At 71.5% G+C, this 22,801-nt stretch carries 19 protein-coding genes; 9 read left to right on the top strand and 10 right to left on the bottom strand.

What is annotated here, in order from left to right:
• The first annotated feature begins 72 nt into the window (after nucleotides 1–72).
• Together ACGFR9_RS19720 and ACGFR9_RS19715 are read left to right on the top strand one after the other, a co-directional pair.
• Nucleotides 73–990, top strand: a complete 918-nt coding sequence (locus ACGFR9_RS19720) for a LysR family transcriptional regulator (protein WP_393210068.1) — start codon at nucleotides 73–75, stop codon at nucleotides 988–990.
• 192 nt (nucleotides 991–1,182) lie between these two features.
• Nucleotides 1,183–3,018, top strand: a complete 1,836-nt coding sequence (locus tag ACGFR9_RS19715; RefSeq protein ID WP_393210065.1) for a glycoside hydrolase family 3 protein — start codon at nucleotides 1,183–1,185, stop codon at nucleotides 3,016–3,018.
• A 77-nt stretch (nucleotides 3,019–3,095) separates the two neighbouring features.
• Here the strand turns inward: ACGFR9_RS19715 and ACGFR9_RS19710 are convergent, their stop codons facing one another.
• The 4 genes from ACGFR9_RS19710 to ACGFR9_RS19695 all read right to left on the bottom strand — a co-directional run bounded on the left by ACGFR9_RS19710 (nucleotide 3,096) and on the right by ACGFR9_RS19695 (nucleotide 10,165).
• Nucleotides 3,096–4,529, bottom strand: coding sequence for a S28 family serine protease (locus ACGFR9_RS19710; RefSeq protein ID WP_393210062.1), 1,434 nt, complete (start codon nucleotides 4,527–4,529; stop codon nucleotides 3,096–3,098).
• A 97-nt stretch (nucleotides 4,530–4,626) separates the two neighbouring features.
• The gene (locus ACGFR9_RS19705; RefSeq protein ID WP_393210059.1) at nucleotides 4,627–5,013 is read right to left on the bottom strand and encodes a hypothetical protein; all 387 of its coding nucleotides are present in this window, start codon (nucleotides 5,011–5,013) and stop codon (nucleotides 4,627–4,629) included.
• 70 nt (nucleotides 5,014–5,083) lie between these two features.
• A complete protein-coding gene (locus ACGFR9_RS19700; RefSeq protein ID WP_393210056.1) occupies nucleotides 5,084–8,791 on the bottom strand; it encodes an ABC transporter ATP-binding protein in 3,708 nt (1,235 codons plus the stop codon).
• A 90-nt stretch (nucleotides 8,792–8,881) separates the two neighbouring features.
• On the bottom strand, nucleotides 8,882–10,165 hold the full coding sequence (locus ACGFR9_RS19695) for a HEAT repeat domain-containing protein (protein ID WP_393210053.1): 1,284 nt from the start codon (nucleotides 10,163–10,165) through the stop codon (nucleotides 8,882–8,884).
• Between the two features lie 264 nt (nucleotides 10,166–10,429).
• Between ACGFR9_RS19695 and ACGFR9_RS19690 the strand changes: the two genes are divergently transcribed.
• On the top strand, nucleotides 10,430–11,242 hold the full coding sequence (locus ACGFR9_RS19690) for an endonuclease I family protein (protein ID WP_393210050.1): 813 nt from the start codon (nucleotides 10,430–10,432) through the stop codon (nucleotides 11,240–11,242).
• A gap of 62 nt (nucleotides 11,243–11,304) precedes the next feature.
• Here ACGFR9_RS19690 and ACGFR9_RS19685 read toward each other — a convergent pair whose 3' ends face one another.
• Nucleotides 11,305–11,673, bottom strand: a complete 369-nt coding sequence (locus ACGFR9_RS19685) for a hypothetical protein (RefSeq protein WP_393210047.1) — start codon at nucleotides 11,671–11,673, stop codon at nucleotides 11,305–11,307.
• 508 nt (nucleotides 11,674–12,181) lie between these two features.
• Here ACGFR9_RS19685 and ACGFR9_RS19680 point away from each other — a divergent pair.
• Nucleotides 12,182–12,976, top strand: coding sequence for a helix-turn-helix domain-containing protein (locus tag ACGFR9_RS19680; RefSeq protein WP_393210044.1), 795 nt, complete (start codon nucleotides 12,182–12,184; stop codon nucleotides 12,974–12,976).
• The gene (locus tag ACGFR9_RS19675; protein ID WP_393210041.1) at nucleotides 12,969–13,190 is read left to right on the top strand and encodes a DUF397 domain-containing protein; all 222 of its coding nucleotides are present in this window, start codon (nucleotides 12,969–12,971) and stop codon (nucleotides 13,188–13,190) included. The genes ACGFR9_RS19680 and ACGFR9_RS19675 overlap by 8 nt, the downstream gene beginning before the upstream one ends.
• Before the next feature lie 88 nt (nucleotides 13,191–13,278).
• On the opposite strand, the gene ACGFR9_RS19670 is transcribed toward ACGFR9_RS19675, so the two are convergent.
• Together ACGFR9_RS19670 and ACGFR9_RS19665 are read right to left on the bottom strand one after the other, a co-directional pair.
• Nucleotides 13,279–13,959, bottom strand: a complete 681-nt coding sequence (locus tag ACGFR9_RS19670) for an RloB family protein (protein WP_393210038.1) — start codon at nucleotides 13,957–13,959, stop codon at nucleotides 13,279–13,281.
• Nucleotides 13,959–15,236, bottom strand: a complete 1,278-nt coding sequence (locus ACGFR9_RS19665; protein WP_393210035.1) for an ATP/GTP-binding protein — start codon at nucleotides 15,234–15,236, stop codon at nucleotides 13,959–13,961. Before ACGFR9_RS19665 ends, ACGFR9_RS19670 begins: the two co-directional genes overlap by 1 nt.
• A 367-nt stretch (nucleotides 15,237–15,603) precedes the next feature.
• Here ACGFR9_RS19665 and ACGFR9_RS19660 point away from each other — a divergent pair, with 367 nt between their 5' ends.
• Nucleotides 15,604–15,960, top strand: a complete 357-nt coding sequence (locus ACGFR9_RS19660; RefSeq protein ID WP_393210032.1) for a peptidase inhibitor family I36 protein — start codon at nucleotides 15,604–15,606, stop codon at nucleotides 15,958–15,960.
• Nucleotides 15,961–15,971: 11 nt separating this feature from the next.
• On the opposite strand, the gene ACGFR9_RS19655 is transcribed toward ACGFR9_RS19660, so the two are convergent.
• Entirely contained in the window at nucleotides 15,972–16,568 is a 597-nt protein-coding gene (locus ACGFR9_RS19655) for an NADPH-dependent FMN reductase (RefSeq protein ID WP_393210029.1), read from the bottom strand.
• 114 nt (nucleotides 16,569–16,682) lie between these two features.
• On the opposite strand from ACGFR9_RS19655, the gene ACGFR9_RS19650 reads away from it, so the two are divergent.
• Nucleotides 16,683–17,522, top strand: coding sequence for a helix-turn-helix domain-containing protein (locus ACGFR9_RS19650; protein ID WP_393210026.1), 840 nt, complete (start codon nucleotides 16,683–16,685; stop codon nucleotides 17,520–17,522).
• A gap of 9 nt (nucleotides 17,523–17,531) precedes the next feature.
• Here the strand turns inward: ACGFR9_RS19650 and ACGFR9_RS19645 are convergent, their stop codons facing one another.
• Nucleotides 17,532–19,217 (bottom strand): thiamine pyrophosphate-binding protein, encoded by a 1,686-nt coding sequence (locus tag ACGFR9_RS19645; RefSeq protein ID WP_393210023.1) that lies wholly within the window; start codon nucleotides 19,215–19,217, stop codon nucleotides 17,532–17,534.
• The gene (gene speB, locus ACGFR9_RS19640; RefSeq protein WP_393210020.1) at nucleotides 19,214–20,182 is read right to left on the bottom strand and encodes an agmatinase; all 969 of its coding nucleotides are present in this window, start codon (nucleotides 20,180–20,182) and stop codon (nucleotides 19,214–19,216) included. The genes ACGFR9_RS19645 and speB overlap by 4 nt, the downstream gene beginning before the upstream one ends.
• Nucleotides 20,183–20,301: 119 nt before the next feature.
• Between speB and ACGFR9_RS19635 the strand changes: the two genes are divergently transcribed.
• Both ACGFR9_RS19635 and ACGFR9_RS19630 read left to right on the top strand, forming a co-directional pair.
• Nucleotides 20,302–21,891, top strand: a complete 1,590-nt coding sequence (locus ACGFR9_RS19635) for a helix-turn-helix domain-containing protein (protein ID WP_393210017.1) — start codon at nucleotides 20,302–20,304, stop codon at nucleotides 21,889–21,891.
• A 99-nt stretch (nucleotides 21,892–21,990) separates the two neighbouring features.
• Complete coding sequence (locus tag ACGFR9_RS19630; RefSeq protein ID WP_393210014.1) at nucleotides 21,991–22,779, top strand: phosphatase; 789 nt, start codon at nucleotides 21,991–21,993, stop codon at nucleotides 22,777–22,779.
• The last annotated feature ends 22 nt before the right edge of the window (nucleotides 22,780–22,801 follow it).

Genomic DNA, 22,801 nt, shown 5'->3' with positions numbered 1-22,801 from the left:
CCAGCGAAGATTCCTGCATGGTTGGATGAAGCATCACTAACCGATAGCGCCGCCGACCGATCGGGAGCCGTCATGCTCGACCTCCAGCGGCTGCGCGCCCTGCACGCCGTCTCCGTCCACGGCACCGTCGGCGCCGCCGCCGTGGCCCTCGGCTACACCTCCTCCGCCGTCTCCCAGCAGATCGCCAAGCTGGAGCGGGAGACACGGACGGTGCTCCTCGAGCGCGAGGGCCGGAGCGTACGACTGACCGACGAGGCACACCAACTGGTCGGGGCCGCACGTGAGTTGATGGCCATCGTGGAGCGGGCGGAGACCGAGCTGGAGGAGCGGCGCGGGGTGCCGGCCGGGCGGCTGACCGTCGCGGCGTTCGCATCGGCGGCGCGCGGACTGATGCCGCCCGTACTCGCCGACCTGGCCCGCCGGCACCCCACGCTCGACACCCGGCTCACCGAGATCGACCCCCATCTCTCCGTGGACCTCGTCGCCAAGGGCGCCGTCGATCTCGTCATCGCGCACGACTGGGACATCGCGCCCCTGCCCGCCCCGGCGGGCGTGGACCAGGCGGCCATCGGCGACGACCTGTGCGATCTGCTGGTGCCCGAGGGCCACGCCTTCGCGGGGCGTACGGCCGTACGGCGCGAGGAGCTGGGCGGGGAGCGGTGGATCTGCCAGCCGCCGGGGCGGGTCTGCCACGAGTGGCTGGTGCGCACCCTGCGCACGGCCGGGCACGAGCCGGAGATCGTCCACCAGGCGGACGAGAACCCGACCCTGGTCGCCCTGGTCGCGGCCGGGCTAGGGATCGCGCTGATCCCCCGGCTGGGGCGCGGCCCGCTGCCGAAGGGAGTGGTGGAGGTGCCGCTCGACCCCATGCCCGTACGACGGCTGTACGCGCTGTGGCGTACCGGCGCGGCCCGCCGTCCGGCGATCGCGGAGACCGTCCGTACGCTGCGGGAGCACTGGCCCGAGGTGTCGGCGCACACGCCCCGCTGAGCCGATCGCCCCCTCCCCCTGTCCCGGTGACGGCCCCTCGCCGGTTGCTGCGCATTCTCTTGACTGGCAGAAACTTCCCGGATATTGCTGACCTCCTGGCAGTTTCCTTCAGCGACCCCCGGACCCCCGATCCCCCGATCCCCGGATCCCCGATCACCGGTTCCCCGCGGATCACCTTCCAAAGGAGCGCACGTGCCCGACAGCAGCACGGGAAGCACCGCACGACCGTCCAGACGGGCCGTCCTCGCCGCCACGGCGGGCGTCACCACGGCCCTCGCGTCCGCCGGGACCGTCCACGCGGCCACCGGCCCGTCCGCGCACGACGACAGAAGGCTGCGCGCCCTCATCTCCCGTATGACGCTGGAGGAGAAGGTCGGCCAGCTGTTCGTGATGCGGGTCTACGGCCACTCCGCCACCGACCCCGACCAGGCCGACATCGACGCCAACCTCGACGAGATCGGCGTCCGTACGGCCGCCGAACTGCTCGCGAAGTACCGGGTCGGCGGCATCATCTACTTCGCGTGGGCGCACAACACCCGCGCCCCGCACCAGATCGCGGACCTGTCGAACGGCATCCAGAAGGCGTCCCTGGGCCTGCCCCGCGGGCTGCCCGTACTGATCTCCACCGACCAGGAGCACGGCATCGTGGCCCGTGTGGGCGAGCCCGCCACCCTGTTCCCCGGAGCGATGGCCGTCGGCGCGGGCGGTTCCCGTTCCGACGCCCGTACGCTCGGCCGGGTCGCGGGCCGCGAACTGCGCGCGCTGGGCATCCGCCAGAACTACTCCCCGGTGGCCGACGTCAACGTCAACCCTGCCAACCCCGTCATCGGCGTCCGCTCCTTCGGCAGCGATCCTGGGTCCGTCGCCCGGCTCGTCACGGCCGAGGTCGAAGGCTACGAGTCGTCCGGTGTCGCCTCGACCGCCAAGCACTTCCCGGGACACGGCGACACCCACACCGACAGCCACGCCGAACTGCCCTACATCCACCACACCCGCGAGCAGTGGGGCGAGCTGGACGCGCCGCCGTTCCGGGCGGCGGTCGACGCCGGTATCGACTCCATCATGACCGCCCACATCGTCGTCCCGGCCCTCGACCCCGCCGAGGACCCCGCCACCCTCTCCCGCCCGATCCTCACCGGCATCCTGCGCGAGGAACTGGGCTACGACGGTGTCGTGGTGACGGACTCCCTCGGCATGGAGGGTGTGCGGACGAAGTACGGCGACGACCGGGTGCCGGTGCTGGCGCTGAAGGCGGGCGTGGACCAGCTGCTCAACCCGCCCTCCCTGGACATCGCCTGGAACGCGGTCCTGAACGCCGTACGCGAGGGCGAGCTGACCGAGGAGCGGCTGGACGAGTCGATCCTGCGGGTGCTGCGGCTGAAGTCGCGCCTCGGCCTGTTCAAGGACCCGTACGTCTCCCGCGCCGGCGTCGACCGCGCCGTCGGCACCCGCTCGCACCTGGCGACCGCCGACCGGATCACCGAGCGCACCACCACCCTCCTCGTCAACGAGGGCGGTCTGCTGCCGCTGTCCCGGCGCAGCCGGCCGAGGCTGCTGGTGGCCGGCGCCGACCCCGCCTCCCCGTCCGGTACGACGGGCCCGCCGACCGGCGTGCTCGCGGACGCCCTGACCGGGCTGGGCTTCACCGCCACCGCCCTGTCCACCGGCACCGCGCCGTCCGCCGCGACCATCGCCCAGGCGGTGGCGGCGGCCGGCGACGCGGACGCGATCGTCGTCGGGACGTACAACGTCAGCGCCGCCAGCAGCCAGAAGACCCTCGTCGAGCAGCTGCTGGCCACCGGGAAACCGGTCGTCGCGGTCGCGATCCGCAACCCGTACGACGTGGCCCACCTGCCCGGTGTCGCGGCGTACGTGGCGACGTACTCCTGGACCGACGTCGAACTCCGGGCCGCCGCACGGGTGATCGCCGGCAAGGTGGACCCGCGCGGCACCCTGCCGGTGCCGGTCCAGCGGGCCGACGACCCGGCGCGGGTCCTGTACCCGGTCGGGCACGGGCTGACCTACTAGCCGGAGTCGGAAGTGACGAAGGCCGTGGACACCGGGCCGGCTGCCCGGTGTCCACGGCCTTCCGTGCCGCACGGACGCTACGGTCGCAGCGTCCGCTCCTGCTCGACGTTCCGCTTGTCCAGCTTGGCGTCGAACGTCGCCAGCGGCTTCGCGGACGCCGGGTTCTCCCGCACCGTGCTCGGGGCGACGTCGGCCCAGTCGAGGATGCGGGCCGTGGCGAACGCCTTCTCCTCGGCGACCAGACCGGCCACGTTCGCGCCGTGGTTCATGCCGGGCGCGGTGAGGACGTACGCGTCCTTCGCCCCGTGTCCGACGCGGAACCGCTCGGCGCCCCACGGGTCGTTCTCGCCGTACACGAACAGCATGTGGCGGGCGTTGTGGCGGACCCAGGTGTCGACGTCCCGCATCGCCGACGGCTGGAACCTCATGTCGATCGAGCGGGGCACGAAGTTGCGCGGCGGCTGGTAGCCGTAACGCACGTACTTCTTCTCGATGTGCGGGAAGTGGATGGTCGGCGCGCCCAGCTGCGTACCGGCCTGGTAGTAGTACGGGGTGTACGGGCTCAGACCCTGGTCCGTGTAGAACGAGAATCCGGAGATCGTGTCGACCGACGTCCAGATCTCGTCGTCGGTGGCGTTCTTCGCGTCCGCCGGGATCTGCTCGCAGTCGGCGACGGTGCTGTACTGCCAGAAGCCCCACACGTAGTCGAGGACGACGGCCTCGTAGGCGCGGTCCAGGCTGCCGATGGTGTCGAAGGTGTAGCCGTTGTCGGCGGCGTACGCCTCGTACCTCTTCTCCAGCGGTGCCCGGCGTACCAGCGCCTCGCGCTGCACCCCGTTCAGCCGGTCGCGGCACTCCTTGGTGCCGACGGTGCGGAAGAAGCGGTCGTAGGCCGAATCCTCCTTGTTGACCACGTCGTTGGGGGCGACGTAGGCGACCACGCCGTCCATGTCACGCGGGTAGAAGCGCTCGTAGTAGGTGGCGGTCATGCCGCCCTTGGAGCCGCCGGTGGAGATCCAGTTCTCGGAGTAGATCCCCTTCAGCGCCTTGAAGATGCGGTGCTGGTCGCTGGCGGCCTGCCAGATGTCCAGCTTCGACCAGTCGGCCGGCTCGGGCCGGGACGGGGTGAAGAAGCGGTACTCCATGGAGATCTGGTTGCCGTCCACGATCTGGGTCGGCTCGGCGCGGCGGGGCGTCGTGGAGACGCTGTAGCCGCCGGTGTAGAAGACGGTGGGCCGCGCGGTGTCCTTGTGCAGCACGGTGATCCGCTGCTCGAACGTGCCCTTGGAGGGCCTGCGGTGGTCGACCGGCTGTTCGTAAGCGAGGACGAAGAAGCGGTACCCGGTGTACGGCTTCTCCTCGATCAGGCTCATGCCCGGTATGGAGAGCAGTCTCTCCTTGATGTCAGTGCCGCCGGTGGCCTTCGGCTCGGCGGCGGTGGCCGCTCCGGCCGTACTCAAGGTGCCTATGAGCACCGTGAGCGCCAGCAGCCATCTGAGCGCCTTGCGCATGCGCACTCCCCTGTGAGACAGATGTGCGCCGGAAGCTACTTGACCAACTCCCCGTAGCACCAGGGGACCTAGGGTTATCCCTCGGTCCGCGGCCCGTTCAGCACAGGATCCAGCCGGAGCTCACGGACGCTTTGGCGACCGTGCCCTTCACCCATACGCAGCGGCGGCCGGCGTACACGGTCACCGGCCCGGCGTGGTGCTTGAACTTCCCCTCGTCGACGACCGGACGGCCGCCCCGCGCCCGTACGCTCACCGACATCTTCCGTTTCGTGCCGGGCTTCTTGGCGAGGGTGACCGCGCAGACGTAGCCGCCGCGCTTGTAGACGGCCACCGAGCCCGTGGAGAACGGCAGGGTGCGCACCTTGCGTCCGGCGCAGTGGTCGGCGGCGTGCGCCTCGGCCGGCGCGGCGACGGCGAGCAGCCCCGAGACGGACAGCATCGCCAGGCCGAGCGCGAGCCGCCGCCGTATCGCTCCACTGACCACAGTCGTCCTCCCCCGTACCCCTTGGCGTACGCGTGTACGGACGCATGGCGTACGCCGGTTGGTTGCGCCGTCACGCGGGTGCGGGCACGTCCTCCCCTATGAAGGTCCGCCACAGCGCGGCGTATCTGCCGCCGCGCCGCAGCAGTTCCTCGTGCGTACCGTCCTCCACGACCTTGCCGTGATCCATGACGATCACCCGGTCGGCGCGGGCGGCCGTGGTGAGCCGGTGCGCGACCACCAGGGTCGTACGGCGTCCGGCGAGGCGGTCGGTCGCCTGGTTGACCTGTGCCTCGGTGGCCAGGTCGAGGGCGGCCGTGGCCTCGTCGAGCAGCAGCACGTCCGGGTCGACGAGTTCGGCGCGGGCGAGCGCGATCAGCTGCTTCTGCCCCGCGGACAGGTTGCGGCCGCGTTCGGCGACCTCGTGGAGGTAGCCGCCGTCCAGGGTGGCGATCATCTCGTGCGCGCCGACCGCGCGGGCCGCCGCCTCCACCTCGGCGTCACCGGCGTCCGGCCGGCCGTAGGCGATGGCGTCGCGGACGGTGCCGGGGAAGAGGTACGCCTCCTGCGGTACGACCCCGAGCCGGTGCCGGTACGCGGTGATGTCCAGGTCCCTGATGTCGGTGCCGTCGACGGTGACGCGCCCGGCCGTGGGGTCGTAGAACCGGGCCACCAGCTTGACCAGGGTGGACTTCCCCGCGCCGGTCTCGCCGACGAACGCGACGGTCTGCCCGGCCGGGATGGTGAGGTCGATGCCGTCGAGTGCCTCCTCGCCGTCGCCGTACGCGAAGCGCACCTCCTCGAAGGCGATCTCGCCGCGCAGGGACGGCACGCCGAGCGGCTTCTCGGCGGCGTTCGTGGAGGCCGGCTCGCGCAGCAGTTCCTGGATGCGGCCCAGCGAGACGGACGCCTGCTGGTAGCCGTCGAAGACCTGGGAGAGCTGCTGCACCGGTGCGAAGAACAGGTCGATGTAGAGCAGATAGGCGACCAGTGAGCCGATCGCCAGCGTCCCGTCGTCGACCCGGCCCCCGCCGACGATCAGCACCGCCGCGGCCGCGCCCGAGGACAGCAGCTGTACGAACGGGAAGTACACCGAGATCAGCCACTGGCCCCGTATCCGCGCCTCGCGGTAGTCGGCGCTGCGCGCGGCGAACCGGCGCCCGCCGTCCCGCTCCCGCCGGAACGCCTGCACGATCCGCAGCCCGGACACCGACTCCTGCAGATCGGCGTTGACCGCCGACACCCGCTCACGCGCCAGCTCGTACGCCTTCACGCTGGCCCGGCGGAAGAAGTACGTGCCGACGATCAGCGGGGGCAGGGTGGCGAAGACGACCAGGGCGAGCCCGATGTCGAGGACCAGCAGGGCGACCAGGATGCCGAAGAAGGTGACCACCGAGACGAACGCGGTGACCAGTCCCGTCTGCAGGAACGTCGACAGCGCGTCGACGTCCGTCGTCATCCGGGTCATGATCCGGCCGGTCAGCTCGCGCTCGTAGTAGTCGAGGCCGAGCCGCTGGAGCTGGGCGAAGATCTTCAGCCGCAGCGCGTACAGGACGCGTTCGCCGGTGCGTCCGGTCATCCGGGTCTCGCCGATCTGCGCCGCCCACTGGACGATCACGGCGAGCAGGCCGAGCAGGGCGGCCGCCCACACGGCGCCGAGGGCGGTCCGAGTGACGCCCTCGTCGATGCCGTGCCGGATCAGCACCGGCAGCAGCAGGCCCATGCCGGCGTCCACGGCGACCAGGCCGAGGCTGATCAGCAGCGGGGCGCGGAAGCCGCGCAGGAGGCGGCGCAGGCCGTACGACTCCTCCGGGCGGACCGCCCGGGCCTCGTCGATGTCGGGGACGTCGTCCGCCGGGGGCAGCGCCTCGACCTGGGCGAGGAGTTCCGGGGTGGCCGGGGCGTCGGCCAGGGCGGTGTCCTTCGGCTCGCGGTCGCCGGTCCACAGCCGGGGGGTCACCCCGCGTTCGGCGTCGAACTCCGCGTCCAGCTCCGCGCGGACCGAGGTGTCCTCCGCGCGGGGTCCGGCGGGCGGGGTGTGGCCCGGGGAGACGGCGCCCAGCTCGTCCGGGTCGGTGAGCAGCCGGCGGTAGAGGGCGGAGCGCCGCTGCAGTTCGTCGTGGGTGCCGATGTCGGCGAGCCGGCCGTCGTCGAGGACGGCGATGCGGTCGGCGAGGTTCAGGGTGGAGCGGCGGTGGGCGATCAGCAGGGTGGTACGGCCCCGCATGACGCTCTTCAGCGCCTCGTGGATCTCGTGCTCGACGCGGGCGTCCACGGCGGAGGTCGCGTCGTCCAGGACCAGCAGCCGCGGGTCGGTGAGGATGGCGCGGGCGAGCGCCACGCGCTGGCGCTGGCCGCCGGAGAGGGTCAGGCCGTGCTCGCCGACCGTGGTGTCGTAGCCGTCGGGCAGCTCGTCGATGAACCGGTCCGCCTGGGCGGCGCGCGCGGCGGCGGTGATCTGCTCGTCGGTGGCGTCCGGGCGGCCGTACGCGATGTTGGCGCGCACGGTGTCGGAGAAGAGGAACGAGTCCTCCGGGACCAGCCCGATCGCGGCGCGCAGCGACTCGGTGGTCAGCTCGCGCACATCGTGGCCGCCGACGAGGACGGCGCCGTGGGTGACGTCGTAGAACCGCGGCAGCAGCAGGGAGACGGTGGACTTGCCGGAGCCGGAGGCGCCGACGACGGCGAGGGTCTCCCCCGGCCGGATGTCGAAGGAGAGCCCGTCCAGGACCGGCCGGCCGGGGTCGTAGCCGAAGGAGACGTCGTCGAACTCGACGGTCGCCGGCGCGTCGGCGGGCAGCTCCTTGGTGCCGTCGGTCAGGGACGGCTCGGTGTCGATCAGCTCCAGGACGCGTTCGGTGCCCGCGCGGGCCTGCTGGCCGACGGTGAGGACCACGGCGAGCATCCGGACCGGGCCCACGAGCTGGGCCAGGTAGGTGGAGAAGGCGACGAACGTACCCAGCGTGATGTGCCCGCCCACCGCGAGCCAGCCGCCGAGCGCCAGCATCGCCACCTGGCCGAGCGCGGGCACGGCCTGGAGCGCGGGGGTGTAGCGGGAGTTCAGCCGGATGGTGCGCAGCCGGCCCGCGTACAGCCGCCGCCCGACCTCGCGCAGCTTGCCGGTCTCCTGCTCCTCCTGCCCGAAGCCCTTCACCACGCGTACGCCGCTGACCGCGCCGTCGACCACTCCGGCCACGGCGCCCGCCTGCGCCTGCGCGTACCAGGTGGAGGGGTGCAGCCGGGTGCGGCTGCGCTTGGCGATCCACCACAGGGCAGGGGCCACGGCGAGGGCGACGGCGGTGAGCGGCAGCGACAGCCACGCCATGATCACGAGGGAGATCAGGAACAGCAGGAGGTTGCCGATGGTCATCGGCAGCATGAAGAGCAGGCCCTGGATCAGCTGGAGGTCGCTGGTCGCCCGCCCGACGACCTGCCCGGTGGACAGCTCGTCCTGGCGTCTGCCGTCCAGCCGGGTGATCGTCCCGTACATCTCGGTGCGCAGGTCGTGCTGCACGTCGAGGGCGAGCCGGCCGCCGTAGTAGCGACGGATGTAGGTGAGGACGTAGACGACGACCGCGGCGGCGACGAGGAGTCCGGCCCAGGTGGCCATGGACCTCGTCTTGTCGCTGATGACGTCGTCGATGATCACCTTGGTGATCAGCGGGACCATGGCCATGACGGCCATGCCGCCGAGGGAGGAGCCCAGCGCGAGGACGACGTCCTTCGGATGACGCCACGCGTATCCGGCCAGTCGCCGTGCCCATCCCCGTTGCGGTGTCACGCGGGTGCCCTCCGATCGTCCTGATCTACCGGAAGGCACCAACACCACAGGCAGCGGATTTCATCCCTCCGCGACATTCGGGCGACGGGTTCAGATGCGGTACGCGCCCGTCCCCGGTGCGCCCTGCTCGGCCGCGAGCGCGGTGAGCGCCACGACGCCCCGGCCGCGTACGGCGGTCTCCGGGCCCAGGGCGAAGGGGGTCGTCGCGCCCAGCCGGAGCGCGAGGGCCGGGGCCATGTACGGGGTGGTGTCCTCCCAGTCGGTGTCCTCCTCGTCCCGCGTCCACTCGGTGTGCAGCGCGAGCTCCTCGGGGAGCCGCTCGCCCAGCTCGGGGATCTGCCCGCCGCCCTGGGCGGAGGCGTCGAAGCGGCGCACCACGGTCCCCTCCTCAGCCAGCGCCCAGCCGGATCCTCCGCCGCGCTCTCCGTAGTAGTACGCCTGGGCCCGGCGGTAGCGGCGGCTCAGCGCGGTGAGGGCGCCGAGCACCTCGTCGGCGCGTTCCGGATCGACGGGGTTGCACCACGGCCCCAGGACCAGCGTCCAGCCGTCCACCTCGGGAGTGACGTACACGCGCCGGGGGTCGGGCCAGTCGTCGCTGTCGTGGAGGACGGTGCTGTACCCCAGCGCGAACGTCGCGAGCCGTTCGCCGGACAGTCCCAGCACCTCGGCGATCCCCGCCCGGTCCCCGCCGGGAACGGCGATCCAGGAGGCGGAGCACGCCTCCAGGGGCTCGGCCCGGTCGTCGCCCGCCTTGACGCGGATCAGTCGTGCGACGGCCGCCCGGTCCCGTTCGGACAGGGCCTCCTCACCGCCGGCCGAGGCCAGCGCGGTGAGGGCGCCCGCCCGCAGGGTCCCGGGTCCGTCGCGCCGTATCCGCCGGAGCGGTTCGAGGACGGCGTCTCCCAGCATCGGCAGCACCCACAGGGCGCGCTGGGCCACGTCCGGGTCCGGGTCGGCGAGCAGGGGGACGAGCGCCTCGATCACCGGAGCGATGTCGCCCCGGTACGCGGGGGTGCGGCCGAACGCCACCGAGCACGCGGACTGGATGCCGACGGCGGCGGACTCGCGGACGGTCGCCGAGGGGTGGGACAGCGCCTCGACGTAGCGTTCCACGGCGCCCAGGCCGGTGAACGCCGCGCTCACCCTCCGCCTCGTCTCCTCGTCCCGCGCCGTCTCCAGGGCCGCCAGCACGTCGTCGTGGGCCGCGGGTCCGATGGCGTGCAGGAGCTGCTTGATCCGGAACCGGTCCACCGGCGATTCCTCGTCCAGCATCTCGCGCAGCAGCGACGGCACCGCCGCCGCCCCGAGCGACATCAAGGCCTCCCGGGCGGCCTCCCGCCGCCCCGGGTCCGCCAGGTCCCTGACCAGCTCCACGTCACTGCCTCCTGCGCTCGGGTGTACGGGCGGCGATCACTATGCCAGCGGCGCGTCTGACGCCCCGTCCGAGGGGGCGATCACCATGCCGACGGCGCGTCTGACACCCCGTCCGCAGGAGCAGGCAGGAAGGGCACGGAAGCCGGCGGGAAGGGCGGAGCCTCGTCACGCAACCGCCACTCTCCCTTCACGCCCTGGGTCGCATGCTCATGTCACTCTCTGCGGTATCACTCAGACATCAACCCGCGTAGATCGGACACCCCTATGCTTGCGATCCCCATATCCGCAGGCCGGCGCCGGACAGCGGTGGCGCTCACCACGGCCGCCGTCCTCGCCGGCCTCGTCGCCCCTACGCTGAACGCGCCCTCCGCCGAAGCCGCGACCCCCGCGTACGACGACACCTACTACGCCGCCGCGATCGGCAAGTCCGGCACGGCGCTCAAGGCCTCCCTGCACACGATCATCAGCGACCAGACCAAAATCTCGTACTCGGCGGTCTGGGAGGCCCTGAAGGCCACCGACCAGGACCCGGACAACAGCGGCAACGTGATCCTGCTGTACTCGGGCGTCTCCCGCGCCAAGTCCCTCAACGGCGGGGACAACGGCGACTGGAACCGCGAGCACGTGTGGGCCAAGTCCCACGGAGACTTCGGCACCTCCACCGGCCCCGGCACCGACATCCACCACCTGCGCCCGACGGACGTGCAGGTCAACAGCATCCGGGGCAACAAGGACTTCGACAACGGCGGCAGCGCCGTCGCGAACGGCGGCGGCAGCCTCACCGACTCCGACTCCTTCGAGCCACGCGACGCCGTCAAGGGCGACGTGGCCCGCATGATCTTCTACATGGCGGTCCGCTACGAGGGCGGCGACGGCTGGGCCGACCTGGAGGTCAACTCCAGCGTGAACAACGGCAGCAACCCGTACATCGGCAAGCTCGCGGTACTCAAGGAATGGAACGCCGAGGACCCGCCGGACACCTTCGAGAAGCGCCGCAACGACGTCATCTACGACTCCTACCAGCACAACCGCAACCCGTTCATCGACCACCCGGAATGGGTCGAGTCGATCTGGTAGGCCTCGCCGTGGCTGGGCTCCCTTGATCAGGAGGGAGTCCAGCCCGAGGTCCGGCCGCCGCTTCAGATGCCGGTGCCGTCTCCGGAGACCGAGCCAGGGCTTCTCTCGTCGTCTTGGGGTGCCGGGAGACGCGCTCCCCTGCTGCGGGCGATGCGGTGTACGTCGTGGAGTGCCTCAGCCAAGCACGTCCCAAGGTAACGGAGTTGGGGTGCAGTGACTTTGTCGTCACCCAGGAGGTCGACGGCGTGACCGAGGAGGTCGTCGGCCATGCCGAGCTGGACGGCTTCGATGCCGTCCGCGAGGCGGGCGAGGCGGCCGGTGCCGGCTTCGTCGGTGACGAGATAGCAGGGGTTGCCGTCGAGGTTGGACCAAGGGAGGAGGCGAGGCCGGCTGGTCACGGGGGTGGCGGCGTCGTGGCTCTTGTAGATCATGCGGCGGCCACCTCACCGGGAAAGTGTCCCGGCTCTACGCCGATGCCGTGCACGGCGAACCAGAGAGTCCGGCGGCCAGCGCGCTGATACCTCGCTTGCACGCGTCGTTCGTGGGCGAGGAGGTAAGGGCGGACGAGCCGGGAGTCCTCGCCGCGGAGGAGGGACTCGTGCGGAGAGGGGCGGCGGCAGGGCGTGACGGGGGCGGGCCGGGCTTCTCCATCGGCACGGTGCCGGTTCCGGTGCCGATGGCGTCCGGAGGCGGGCCACAGGAGCCGCAGCAGCGGCTCGACTAGGCGGGCGATACGGTGCAACACGTCTTCAACTCCGGTGAGGTTGAGGGCCATGCCCCCGGGCCGTCGCTAGCGGTCGCGGGGGTCTTCCGTGCCCGAGGGCAGGTCGACGTGCATGAACATCGCTGTGTAGCGATCCACTCACAGAGTGAGACAGGCCGGGCTAGGCTCGCCAGGGGGGCAGAGGTGACAACGCATCTGTCACATGGGAGTTGACGATGAGCAACATCTATGGGGAGTGGTTGAAGGCGCAGCGCGAGGCGGCCGGGCTGACGCAGCAGGAGCTGGCTACGGCAACCGTCATGACGCGTTCGCACATCTCGCACATCGAGGCGGGCCGGCGCACCCCGTCCAAGGAGGACGCGAGACGCCTCGACAGGGCGCTGAACACGGGAGATGTGCTCAGCAGCTTCCTGCCGGACGATGACACCGCAGTGGTGAAGCACTTTGAAGCGGCTCACGCTCTCGAACAGCAGGCTGTGGAGATCCGCGAGTTCGCCCTCTCCTTCGTACCCGGCGTCCTTCAGACGGAGAGGTACGCCCGTGCGGTTCTGGGTCCCTCCTACCCTCCCATGGGTGAAGAGGAATGTGACAGGCTCGTTGTCACAAGGCTGGAACGGGCGAAGATCCTTGAGGATCCCGTGTCACCAGTAGTGTGGGCACTTCTGGACCAGAACGTCCTGGACCGGCCGATCGGCGGCCCCGAGGTCATGGCTGAGCAGATCACACACATCGTCAAGCTGGCCGGGTCACGACGAGTCCGTGTGCACGTGCTGCCGCGTTCTTTGGGCTTCCACCCCCTGCTGGAGAGCATGCTGACGCTGATGTGGTTCGCCGATCAGCCGCCGGTGGCATACAGCGAGGGGGTGCGTATGGGAAAAGTGCACGACTCCCCGGCCATGGTTCAGGAACTGCAAGGCCGTTACGATCTCGCACTGAGCGACGCTCTGCCACTCAAGGAGTCGCTGACCCTACTGAGGGCGACAGCAAAGGATTACGGAGATCATGGCTGAACCGATCATCTCGAACGCTGCCGCACTGACCGGCTGGCGGAAGTCCTCCTACAGCGGCAGCGAGGGCGGCAGCTGTCTGGAGATTCTGGAGAACCACCCCATAGGCGTTCCTGTCCGCGACTCCAAGGCCCTTGAGGGACCCGCGCTGGTCTTCCCGTTGGCCGACTGGACATCGTTCGTCACAGCGGTCAAGAACGGCCACCTGCACGCCTGACCGTCCACCGCCACAATCCATCCGGCCCCGATCTTCGGGCAGGCCGGACACCGTTTTCTCAGGCAGCGCGCGATCACGCCGAGAACAGTCAGTACGTGTCGATGTGCAGCGCCTTCTCCACGAACTCGTGTACGTCCGTGTAAGGGTCCCTGTCCCACTTGCCCACATGCGCCGGGTGCTGGCCGTTCATCCGCTCGGCGTTCTCGCGCGCCGTCTTGTAGTGGCCCAGGATCTGGCCCGGCAGGACGACCTTGGGGGTCTTGGCGTCCTGGGAGCCCCGCTGGAACGGGAGCCGGCCGGCCGCCCCGTCGCACACCCCGGCGAACGAGCCGCTGACCGGCTTGTAGTGCGCGAGGCGCCACACCTCGAAGCACGGATGGGAGAAGGCGACGCCGATGCCCGCCTTCTCCGCCTGCTCCAGCGCGTCCCGGACGTACGCGTAGTTGTCGTGGTCGAAGAGGCACCAGACCTGTGACAGGTACTTGGCCTCCAGCTTGGCCCGCTTCGCCTTGCGGTCCTCTTCGCGCTTCACCCCGATCGCCTGCTCGACGAGGTCGAGCGGCTTGCGCCCGCTGTCCGCCTTGCGGTTGGCGATGTGCATCTCCACCGGGACCTCGCCGGCGAGGGGGACACCCTGGTCCTTGAGGATGTCCAAGTACGAGGGCTCGGTCACCTTGCCCTCGGTGAAGACGAAGACCTGACGTTTGCGCTGCCCGCCCCGCCGGGCCGGACGCTCCCACGAGTCCCTGCCCTTCTGCGCCCGCCCCATCAGTCGCGCCCCGCCCCGTCCGCTCGCTCGCCTGTCCCGTCGTACGCGCCGGCCTCACGCGCCACCAGCAGTCGCCGCGCGATCTGCCCCTCCAGGAGAGCCGGAACCCCGCCGAACGCTCCCGCGAGATAGGACTGCGTGAGGTCCTCGTCCTTGCCCGGCTCCGCGTCGGTGAGCGGATACAGCCCGGTCGCCCCGTCCTTGTCCTTCTCCGTCAGCCACACCTGCGCCGGGTCGAGGAGCCGCTCGCCGCTAGGAGTGGTGAGCACGGTCGCGTCGTGCGACGTGAAGACCAGCTGGGCGCCCTTGGGGTTCGCGTACGGGTCGTGGAAGAGCCGGACGACCTCTGCCGCGAAACGGGAGTGCAGGCTGGCGTCGAGTTCGTCGACGAGCAGGACCGCGCCCTCGTCGAGGGCGAGGAGGAGAGGGCCGAGGAGGGCGAACCAGGACCGGGTCCCGTACGACTCCTCCTGCCAGTCGAAGGACACGTCTCCGGCGGCCGAGTGGTGTGTCAGCTTCACCGTGTCCTGCCCCGGCCCCTCGTGGACCACCGTTGCTCCGGTGATGCCGAGGTCGGCGACCCTCAGGAGCTCCTGGATCCTGAGGGCCCTCGGGCCGGACAGTTCCTTCGTGGTGTACCGCGCGCGCTCGTCCCGCTCGACCTCCGGGCTGATCATCCAGAAGTTGCGACGGAACCAGTGGAAGAGCGGCGAGAGCTGCGGGTGGTTGTCCGTGCCGGCCGTGGAGAGCAGCAGGGCGTTCGGCCGCGTACGCCGTACGAGCTGGGCCCGGTCCCTGACCCGTGCGCCGGGCCACTTGAAGACGTCCGGCCGGGAGGCGTCACGGTCGAGCCACTCCTGGCGGCGGCCGTGCGGGTAGCTGTGCAGCCATTCGGACTCGACGCGGGTGGCGCCGAGCTCGAAGCCATACGTCCAGCGGATCCCGTCGATGACGACGTCGACCTCGAAGAAGGAGGGTTCGTTCCAGCTCTTGGGGTCCAGGGAGAAGACCTGGCGCGGGATACCGTCGTAAGAGGCCCAGTGCGCGTAGGAGTTGAGGACCGCGTTGCGCATGTCGGTCATCGCGGTCAGCACGTTGGACTTGCCGGAGGCGTTGGCCCCGAAAATGCCGATCAGCGGGAGCACGGAGAGGGATCCGCCGCCCGCGAGGTCCACCGGGTTCGCGGACACGTGCTGCCCGTCGCCGGGCGCGACGAAGGACAGTTCCTGCTCATCCCGCAGAGACCGTACGTTCGCGACGCGGAATCTCAGTAGCAAGCCGTCCTCCTCTCCACGCTCAGCGTAATGGCCACGTCCGACGGCGGCCCGGCTGGGAAGCCTGCGACCCCAGGGAACATATCGTTCACCGGATCACCTCCGCAGCCGATCGAATGATCAACATGCCGCAGGCACGGGAACGTCGGCCCCCATTGGAGAACCGGTCCGGTGACGCCGAGCGCGCACGCCCCGCGCGAACGCCTCCACCGGATGGCGGGGGTACGCCGTCGAGCCCCGGGTTCGCTCCATCGGGTGGTGTGGGGCGCGGCGTCGGTCGGCGGGGGCGTACGGCCGGAAGCATGGGAGTGCCCCGGCGGGTTCGCCGGGGCACTCCCGTGTTTTCCGTGACGCCTGACTGGAGAGTGCCGTGAAGACTCGTTCCTGGTCCCTTGCCGCCGCCCTCGCCCTGACCGCCCTGCTGCTGCCGGCCCAGGCGGCGTCCGCCGCCCCCGCCGCTCCCCCGTCCTGCACGGACGGGTCGGTGTGCTTCTGGAGCAAGGAGGGCTTCAAGGGCGACTACTGGGAGTGGACCGCGCGCAGCGGCTACCGCGACATGCCGCCCCGGCTGCACGATCACGTGGGCTCGGCCGTGGCCAGTACCCGGGCCTGCTTCGTGAACTGGCAGCCGGTGGAGAAGCGGGACGTCTTCAACGGCGACTGGCGCTCCCGCTACCTCGGCGACTTCGGCGGCCGCATCGACGGGGTCGGTCCGGGCGCCTGCTGACGCCCCGGACATCACCCCGGGTAGGGGGCCGCCTCGCGGGCCGAGCTCAGTGCGCCCGCCCACCAGGAAAGCTGCTCCAGCAGGGTCTTCGCGTAGCCGGGGGCCTCGGGGTCGAGCGGGCGGCCGTCCTTCCAGTTGGCGTAGTACAGCGGGAAGGCGAGTCCGTCGCGGATGGTCACCGCGTGGAGTTCCGTCAGGACGTTCTCCAGGTGAAGCACCGCGTGCCGGCCGCCCGCCGCGCCGCCGTAGCTGACGAAGGCGACGGGCTTGGCCGTCCACTGGGTGTAGTGCCAGTCGATGGCCGCCTTGAGGGAGGCCGGGTAGCTGTGGTTGTACTCCGGCGTGACCAGGATGAACGCGTCGGCGCCGTCCAGCGCCGCCGTGAGCGGGGCCAGCCGGTCGGGGCGGGGGTAGTCGTGTCCGGCGGCCTTCGGGGATACGGCGGGCAGCTCGGTGGGGATGTCGAAGTCGGCCAGATCGACGACCTCCACGTCGAATCCGCCGTGCTGTCGGGCCTGCTCCGCGACCCATGAGCCGGCCACGGGGCCGAACCGTCCCTCGCGGACGCTGCCGACGACGACCACGAGCCTGTGCTTGGTGTTGTCCATGCCCTCCACCCTGGAATCCCGGTCCGGCAGCAGCCAGGCCGTGCTCAGGCTGGCCCCGACAGGGCCACCCTGAGCACTACGCGCGAGGCCGGGAGCCGTCCTAGGCTCGGGGGCATGGGGACACCGCTGGGGGACTTCATACGGATCAGGCGCGACAGCGTGCAGCCGGAACAGCTCGGGCTGCCGGACCACGGCCGCCGCAGGTCGCCCGGGCTGCGCCGCTCGGACGTCGCCGCACGGGCCGGGATCAGCGTCGAGTACCTGACCCGGATCGAGCAGGGCCGTGACCGCAATCCGTCGGTCGCCGTGCTGCACGCGCTCGGCGACGCGCTCGCGCTCAACACGGCGGAGCGCGAGCACCTGCGCTATCTCGCGAAAGTCACCGGTGACGAGTGCGCCGGACACCTCGGGCCCGCACCGGCCCGCCGAGAGGTCCGCCCGTCCGTACGGGAGACCCTGCGCCTCCTCGAACCGGGCATCGCGGTGGTGACGAACCGGCTGGGCGACCTCCTCGCCTGGACCGACGCCTACGGGGCCGTGGCGGACGGTACGGGACTGCTGGAGGCCGACAGCCCGAATCTCACCCGGTACGTGTTCACCGACGTCCGCGCGAAGGCGTACTTCACCGAGTGGGACGACGTGGCCGACGAGCAGGCGTTCGACCTGTGGCGCGGTCCGAAGGTCGAGAACGCGGAGTGGCTCGCCGCGGAGCTCGCGCCCGCCGCCGGCCCCGAGTTCACCCGGCGGCTCAACTCCCATGTGGTGCCGCCGCGTGGAGTGCTGCGGCTCCACCACCCCTCCGGGTGCGAACTCCGGCTGCACCGCGAGACGCTGGAACTCTCCTCGGACGCCCAGCAGTTGCTCGTGCTGCTGCCCGCGGACGAGGAGACGGCCCGGAACGTGGGCCGGCTGCGCGAGCGGTCACGGCACGGCGGGCTCAGGGCCATCTCGTAGCGACGAGGCTCAGTTCAGGTGCGTCGGCGCGAACATCCGTAGCACGGTGGGGAGTACCACGACCGAGGGGCCGGGCTCCGACAGGGCCTTCGCGAGATCCTGTTCCAGGGTTTCCGGGCTGGTCCGCAGGCCGGGGACGCCGAAGGACTCCGCCAGGGCGACGTAGTCGGGGCGGGTGAGTTCCGTGGCCGTGGGTTCGCCGAAGGCGTCGGTCATGTACTCGCGGAGGATGCCGTAGCCGCCGTCGTCGACGATCAGCCAGGTGACGTCGAGGTCGTACTGGCGGGCGGTGGCCAGTTCGGCGATGGAGTAGAGGGCGCCGCCGTCGCCGGAGACGGCGAGGACCGGACGGGTGGGGTCGGCGGCGGCCGCGCCGAGGGCGGCCGGGAAGCCGTAGCCGAGACCGCCGGCGCCCTGGGCGGAGTGCAGGTGGTTGGGGCCCATGGCGTCGAAGGCGGACCAGGCCCAGTAGGTCAGGATCGTCATGTCCCAGAAGGACGGCGAGTTGATGGGCAGGGCGCGGCGGACGGCCGTCAGCACCTGCTGTTCCAGGGTGAGTTCCTGCGCGGCGATGCGTTCACGTACGCGGTTCAGCAGATCCCGTACGCGGTCGGGCGCGGTCGGGTCCTCGCGTTGTTCCACCGTCTCGAGGAGTGCCTGGAGGGCGAGGCGGGCGTCGGCGTGGATGCCGACGCCGGGGTGGTTGGACTCCAGTTTGCCGAGGTCGGCCTCGATCTGGACGACGCGGCCACGGGGCCTGAACGTGTGGTAGTTGGAGGAGAGTTCGCCGAGGCCCGAGCCGATGACCAGGAGGACGTCGGCGTCCTCGAGGAAGTCGGTGGTGTGGCGGTCCTCCAGCCAGGACTGGAGCGACAGCGGGTGGGTCCAGGGGAAGGCGCCCTTGCCGCCGGGGGTGGTGACGACCGGGGCCTGGATCCGCTCGGCGAGCCGCTTCAGCTTGCCGGAGGCGTCGGAGCGGATCACGCCGCCGCCCGCGATGATCGCCGGGCGTTCGGCGGTCGCCAGCAAGTGGGCGGCGAGGGCGGTCAGTTCGGGGCGTGGGGGCAGCTCGTCCGGGGTGGCGTCCATCGCCGTCACCACCGGCAGGACCGTCTCGGCGAGGAGGACGTCCTGCGGGATCTCCACCCACACCGGTCCGTGCGGGACGGTCAGCGCCGACTGCCAGGCCGCCGCGATCGCCGACGGGATCTGGGACGCCGTACGCACCGTGTGGACGGACTTGACGACGCCCCGGAACGCGGCCGACTGGTCGGGGAGTTCGTGCAGGTGGCCGTGGCGGCCGCCGCCGAGGCCGGCCGTCGGGACCTGACCGCAGATCGCAAGCACGGGGGCGGAGGCGGCCGCCGCCTCCTGGAGCGCGGCCAGGGAGGTGAGGGCACCCGGGCCGGTCGACAGCAGCAGGGGGGCCGCCTCGCCGGTGATGCGGCCGTACGCGTCGGCCGCGAACCCGGCGTTGTTCTCCATGCGCAGGCCGATGTAGCGCAGGTCGGAGCGGCGCAGGGCGTCGAACACGCCGAGGGCGTGCTGGCCGGGCAGGCCGAAGACGGTGGTGGCGCCGAGCCCGGCCAGGGTCTCCACGACGAGGTCTCCGCCGTTGCGGCCGGGGGGAGGGTTCAGCGCGGCCTCCGTCTGGACGGCGGTCGGGCGGAGCACCAGGTCGTGGTCGTGAGTCACTTCGCGCGGGCCTCGGCAATCTGGCGGGACATGATCGTGGTCAGCTCGTACGCCGTGTGGGACGCGGCCACCGACGTGATCTCGGCGTGATCGTACGCGGGTGCCACCTCGACGACGTCCGCCGAGACCAGGTTGCAGGAGGCGAGTCCGCGCAGGATCTCCAGGAGCTCGCGGCTGGTCATGCCGCCGGCCTCGGGGGTGCCGGTGCCCGGCGCGTGCGCGGGGTCGAGGCAGTCGATGTCGATGGAGATGTACAGCGGGCGGTCGCCGATGCGCCCGCGCAGCTGGTCGGCGACCTCGTCGGCACCCCGGCGGTAGACGTCGGCGGAGGTGACGATGCCGAAGCCCATCTTCTCGTCGTCGGTGATGTCCTGCTTGCCGTACAGCGGGCCGCGGATGCCGACGTGGGAGAGGGCGGAGGTGTCCAGGACGCCCTCCTCCACCGCACGGCGGAACGGGGTGCCGTGGGTGTACTCGGCGCCGAAGTAGGTGTCCCACGTGTCGAGGTGGGCGTCGAAGTGGAGCAGCGCCACCGGGCCGTGCTTCCTGGCGACGGAGCGGAGCAGCGGCAGGGCGATGGTGTGGTCGCCGCCGAGGGTCATCAGACGGGCGCCGGTGCCGAGGAGGTCGTCGGCGGCGGCCTCGATGGTCTCCACGGCCTCGTTGATGTTGAAGGGGTTCACCGCGATGTCGCCGCCGTCCGCGACCTGGGCGAGGGCGAAGGGGGAGGCGTCCTGCGCGGGGTTGTAGGGGCGCAGCAGCCGGGACGCCTCGCGGATGGCGTTGCCGCCGAAGCGGGCACCGGGGCGGTAGGAGACGCCGGAGTCGAAGGGCACGCCCACCACGGCGACGTCGGTGCGGCCGACCTCGTCGAGACGTGGCAGCCGGGCGAAGGTCGCGGGGCCCGCGTAGCGCGGGACGCGGGAGGAGTCGACGGGGCCGCGGGGCGTCTCGTTGCTGGTCATGGGCACTGCCTTCTTTCCTGCTGTTCGCCGGTCCCTCCCGACCATAGAGGGGCGGAAAGCACCTGCGAAGTGTACGTTTCCTCCATTCCCGCCGCGCGGAATGGAGGAAGTGTCCAAGCATGTCGGATCCCATGGAGCCGCCCACGCCACCCGTGTCCCTGGAGGCCCTGCTGGCCCGCGCGGACCTGGGCCTGCGCCGCGTCGCGGGGCCCGACGACCCCGCGACGGTGGTGCACTGGGCACATGCCTCGGAGATGGCGGACCCGTATCCGTATCTGCTGGGCGGGGAGCTGCTGCTGTCGGCGGGGGCGCACATCCCGGAGGGGGCGGGGGCGGGGTACTTCGACGCGTATGTCTCCCGGATCGTGGCGGCGGGCGGGGCGGCGCTCGGGTTCGGCCTGGCCCCGGTGCACGACGCGGTGCCGGGGGCGCTGGTGGAGGCGTGCGAGATGCATGGACTGCCGCTGCTGGAGGTGCCGCCGGGGACGACGTTCTCGGGGGTGGCGCGGGCGGTCTGGCAGCTGATGGCCCAGGCCCGGCTGGCCGAACTGCGCCGCGTCACGGAGGCCCAGCAGAGCCTGGCCGCCGCGGCGTCCCGCCCGGACCCGCTCCACCCGCTCCTCCACCAACTGGCCCAGCGCATCGGCGGCTGGGCCGCCCTGTACGCCCCGGACACGGAGGAACCGGTCACAGCGGGCCCGCCCCCTCCCCCGATGACACGCGAAGCCCTGAACACCCTGACCGAGGTGGTCCGCCCAGCCGTCGCAGCCGCGGGCAGTCGTGCCTCCGGGGCGAGGGGGGTCCCCCCGCTCGAGCGAGGCCGGGAGTGGGGGAGGGTGGGCGCAGCGGCACCTCGCAGCGCCGAGCAGCGCACCACCCCCCGCCCCACCCCCACGTCCGCCACCGACACGGCCAACGGCACCCACCTCACCGCCTACGCCCTCGGCCCCCACGGCCACGTGCTCGGTGTAGCCGCACCCCACCGCACCCCCGGCGACCACACCATCGCCTCCGCCGCAGCGGTCCTGCTCACCCTCCTCACCGCCCGGCAACAGAACGACACCGCCGAAGCCACGGCCTCCGCCCTCGTACGAGTCCTCCTCGGCACCCCACCCGAAAACGTCGCCCCCCTCCTCGGCGGAGAACGCTGGCAGGTGATCCACGCCCGCCCGGACGACCACCCCGCCCCGGACGACGCCCTGACCGCCGCCGGCACCCTCGCCACCGCCCTCGGCACCCCCCTCATCGACCAGGAGGACGCCGGCGGAACCGTCCGCGCCCTGATCCCGGCCGACCGCCCCGTGGACCCGCTCCCCGGCTGGACCCTCGGCGTCAGCACGACCGTCACCCCCGAGGACTGGCCCGCCGCCGACACCCAGGCCGCCCGCGCCCTCTCCCGGGCCCGCGCCACCCGCACCCCCCTGCTCCGGCACGGCGACCGCCCCGCCCTCGCCGACCTCGTCGAACCGCACGACGCCGACGCCCACGCCCGGACCCTGCTCGCCCCGATAGCGGCCGCCCCCGCGCTCATGGACACGCTCCGCACCTGGCTGTCCCTGCACGGCAGTTGGGACCGTACGGCGGTGGCCCTGTCCGTGCACCGCAACACCGTGCGGCAGCGGGTCGCCCGCTGCGCGGCGCTGCTGGAGGCGGACCTGGACGACCCGGACGTACGCATGGAACTGTGGTTCGCGCTGCGCCGCACCTGAGGATCTGAGTAGCCGTACGCAGTCGTCTGAGTACGTGACGCACGTCCCAGCGCGCGATACGCCAGGGACGCCCACAGGCCGCTGCCCCACAATGGGGGCATGCCGATACCCGGGACACCCAGCCGCGCCGAACTTCTCGAACACCTGGTCGCCACCCGCATCGCGGGGGATGTGGCGACGCCGCGTGAGAACAACCTCTCCCACTACCGCAAGCTGGCGAACGGCGACCGCCATTTCTGGCTCGGCCTGGAGCTCGGCGACCGCTGGACGGACGAGCAGGATGTGCTGGCGGTGATGGCGGAGCGGGTCGGCGTCAACGACGACCCGCAGTACCGGTATGGGCAGGACACCATCGACCCGGAGCTGACGGTGGCCGGGCTCGAGCGCATGGCGGGGCGGCTGCGCAAGGCGGCGGACGGGCAGCAGCGGGTGCTGTTCGCGACCGGTCACCCGGGCGGGCTGCTGGATGTGCACCGGGCGACGGCCGCCGCGCTGCGGGGCGCCGGCTGCGAGATCGTCGTCATCCCGGACGGGCTGACGACGGACGAGGGCTATGTGATGCAGTTCGCGGACGTGTCGATGCTGGAGCACGGCGCGACCCTGTGGCACACACACTCGGGTGAGCCGATGAAGGCGATCCTGACGACGCTGGAGCGCGAGGGCCGCCCGCTGCCGGACCTGGTCGTCGCGGACCACGGCTGGGCGGGTGCGGCGGGACAGTACGGCGTCGACTCCGTCGGCTACGCCGACTGCAACGACCCGGCCCTGTTCGTCGCCGAGTCCGAGGGCACGGTCCAGGTCACGGTCCCCCTCGACGACCACGTCACAAGCCCCCGCCACTACGACCCGATGACGGCCTACCTCCTGACGGAGGCGGGCCTGCTCTAGGCAACCGGGTCGTGCCCCGGCC

The organism is Streptomyces sp. NPDC048584, from assembly GCF_043199595.1.
Classification (GTDB): domain Bacteria; phylum Actinomycetota; class Actinomycetes; order Streptomycetales; family Streptomycetaceae; genus Streptomyces; species Streptomyces edwardsiae.
This window is presented reverse-complemented; position numbering and strand designations above follow the sequence as displayed.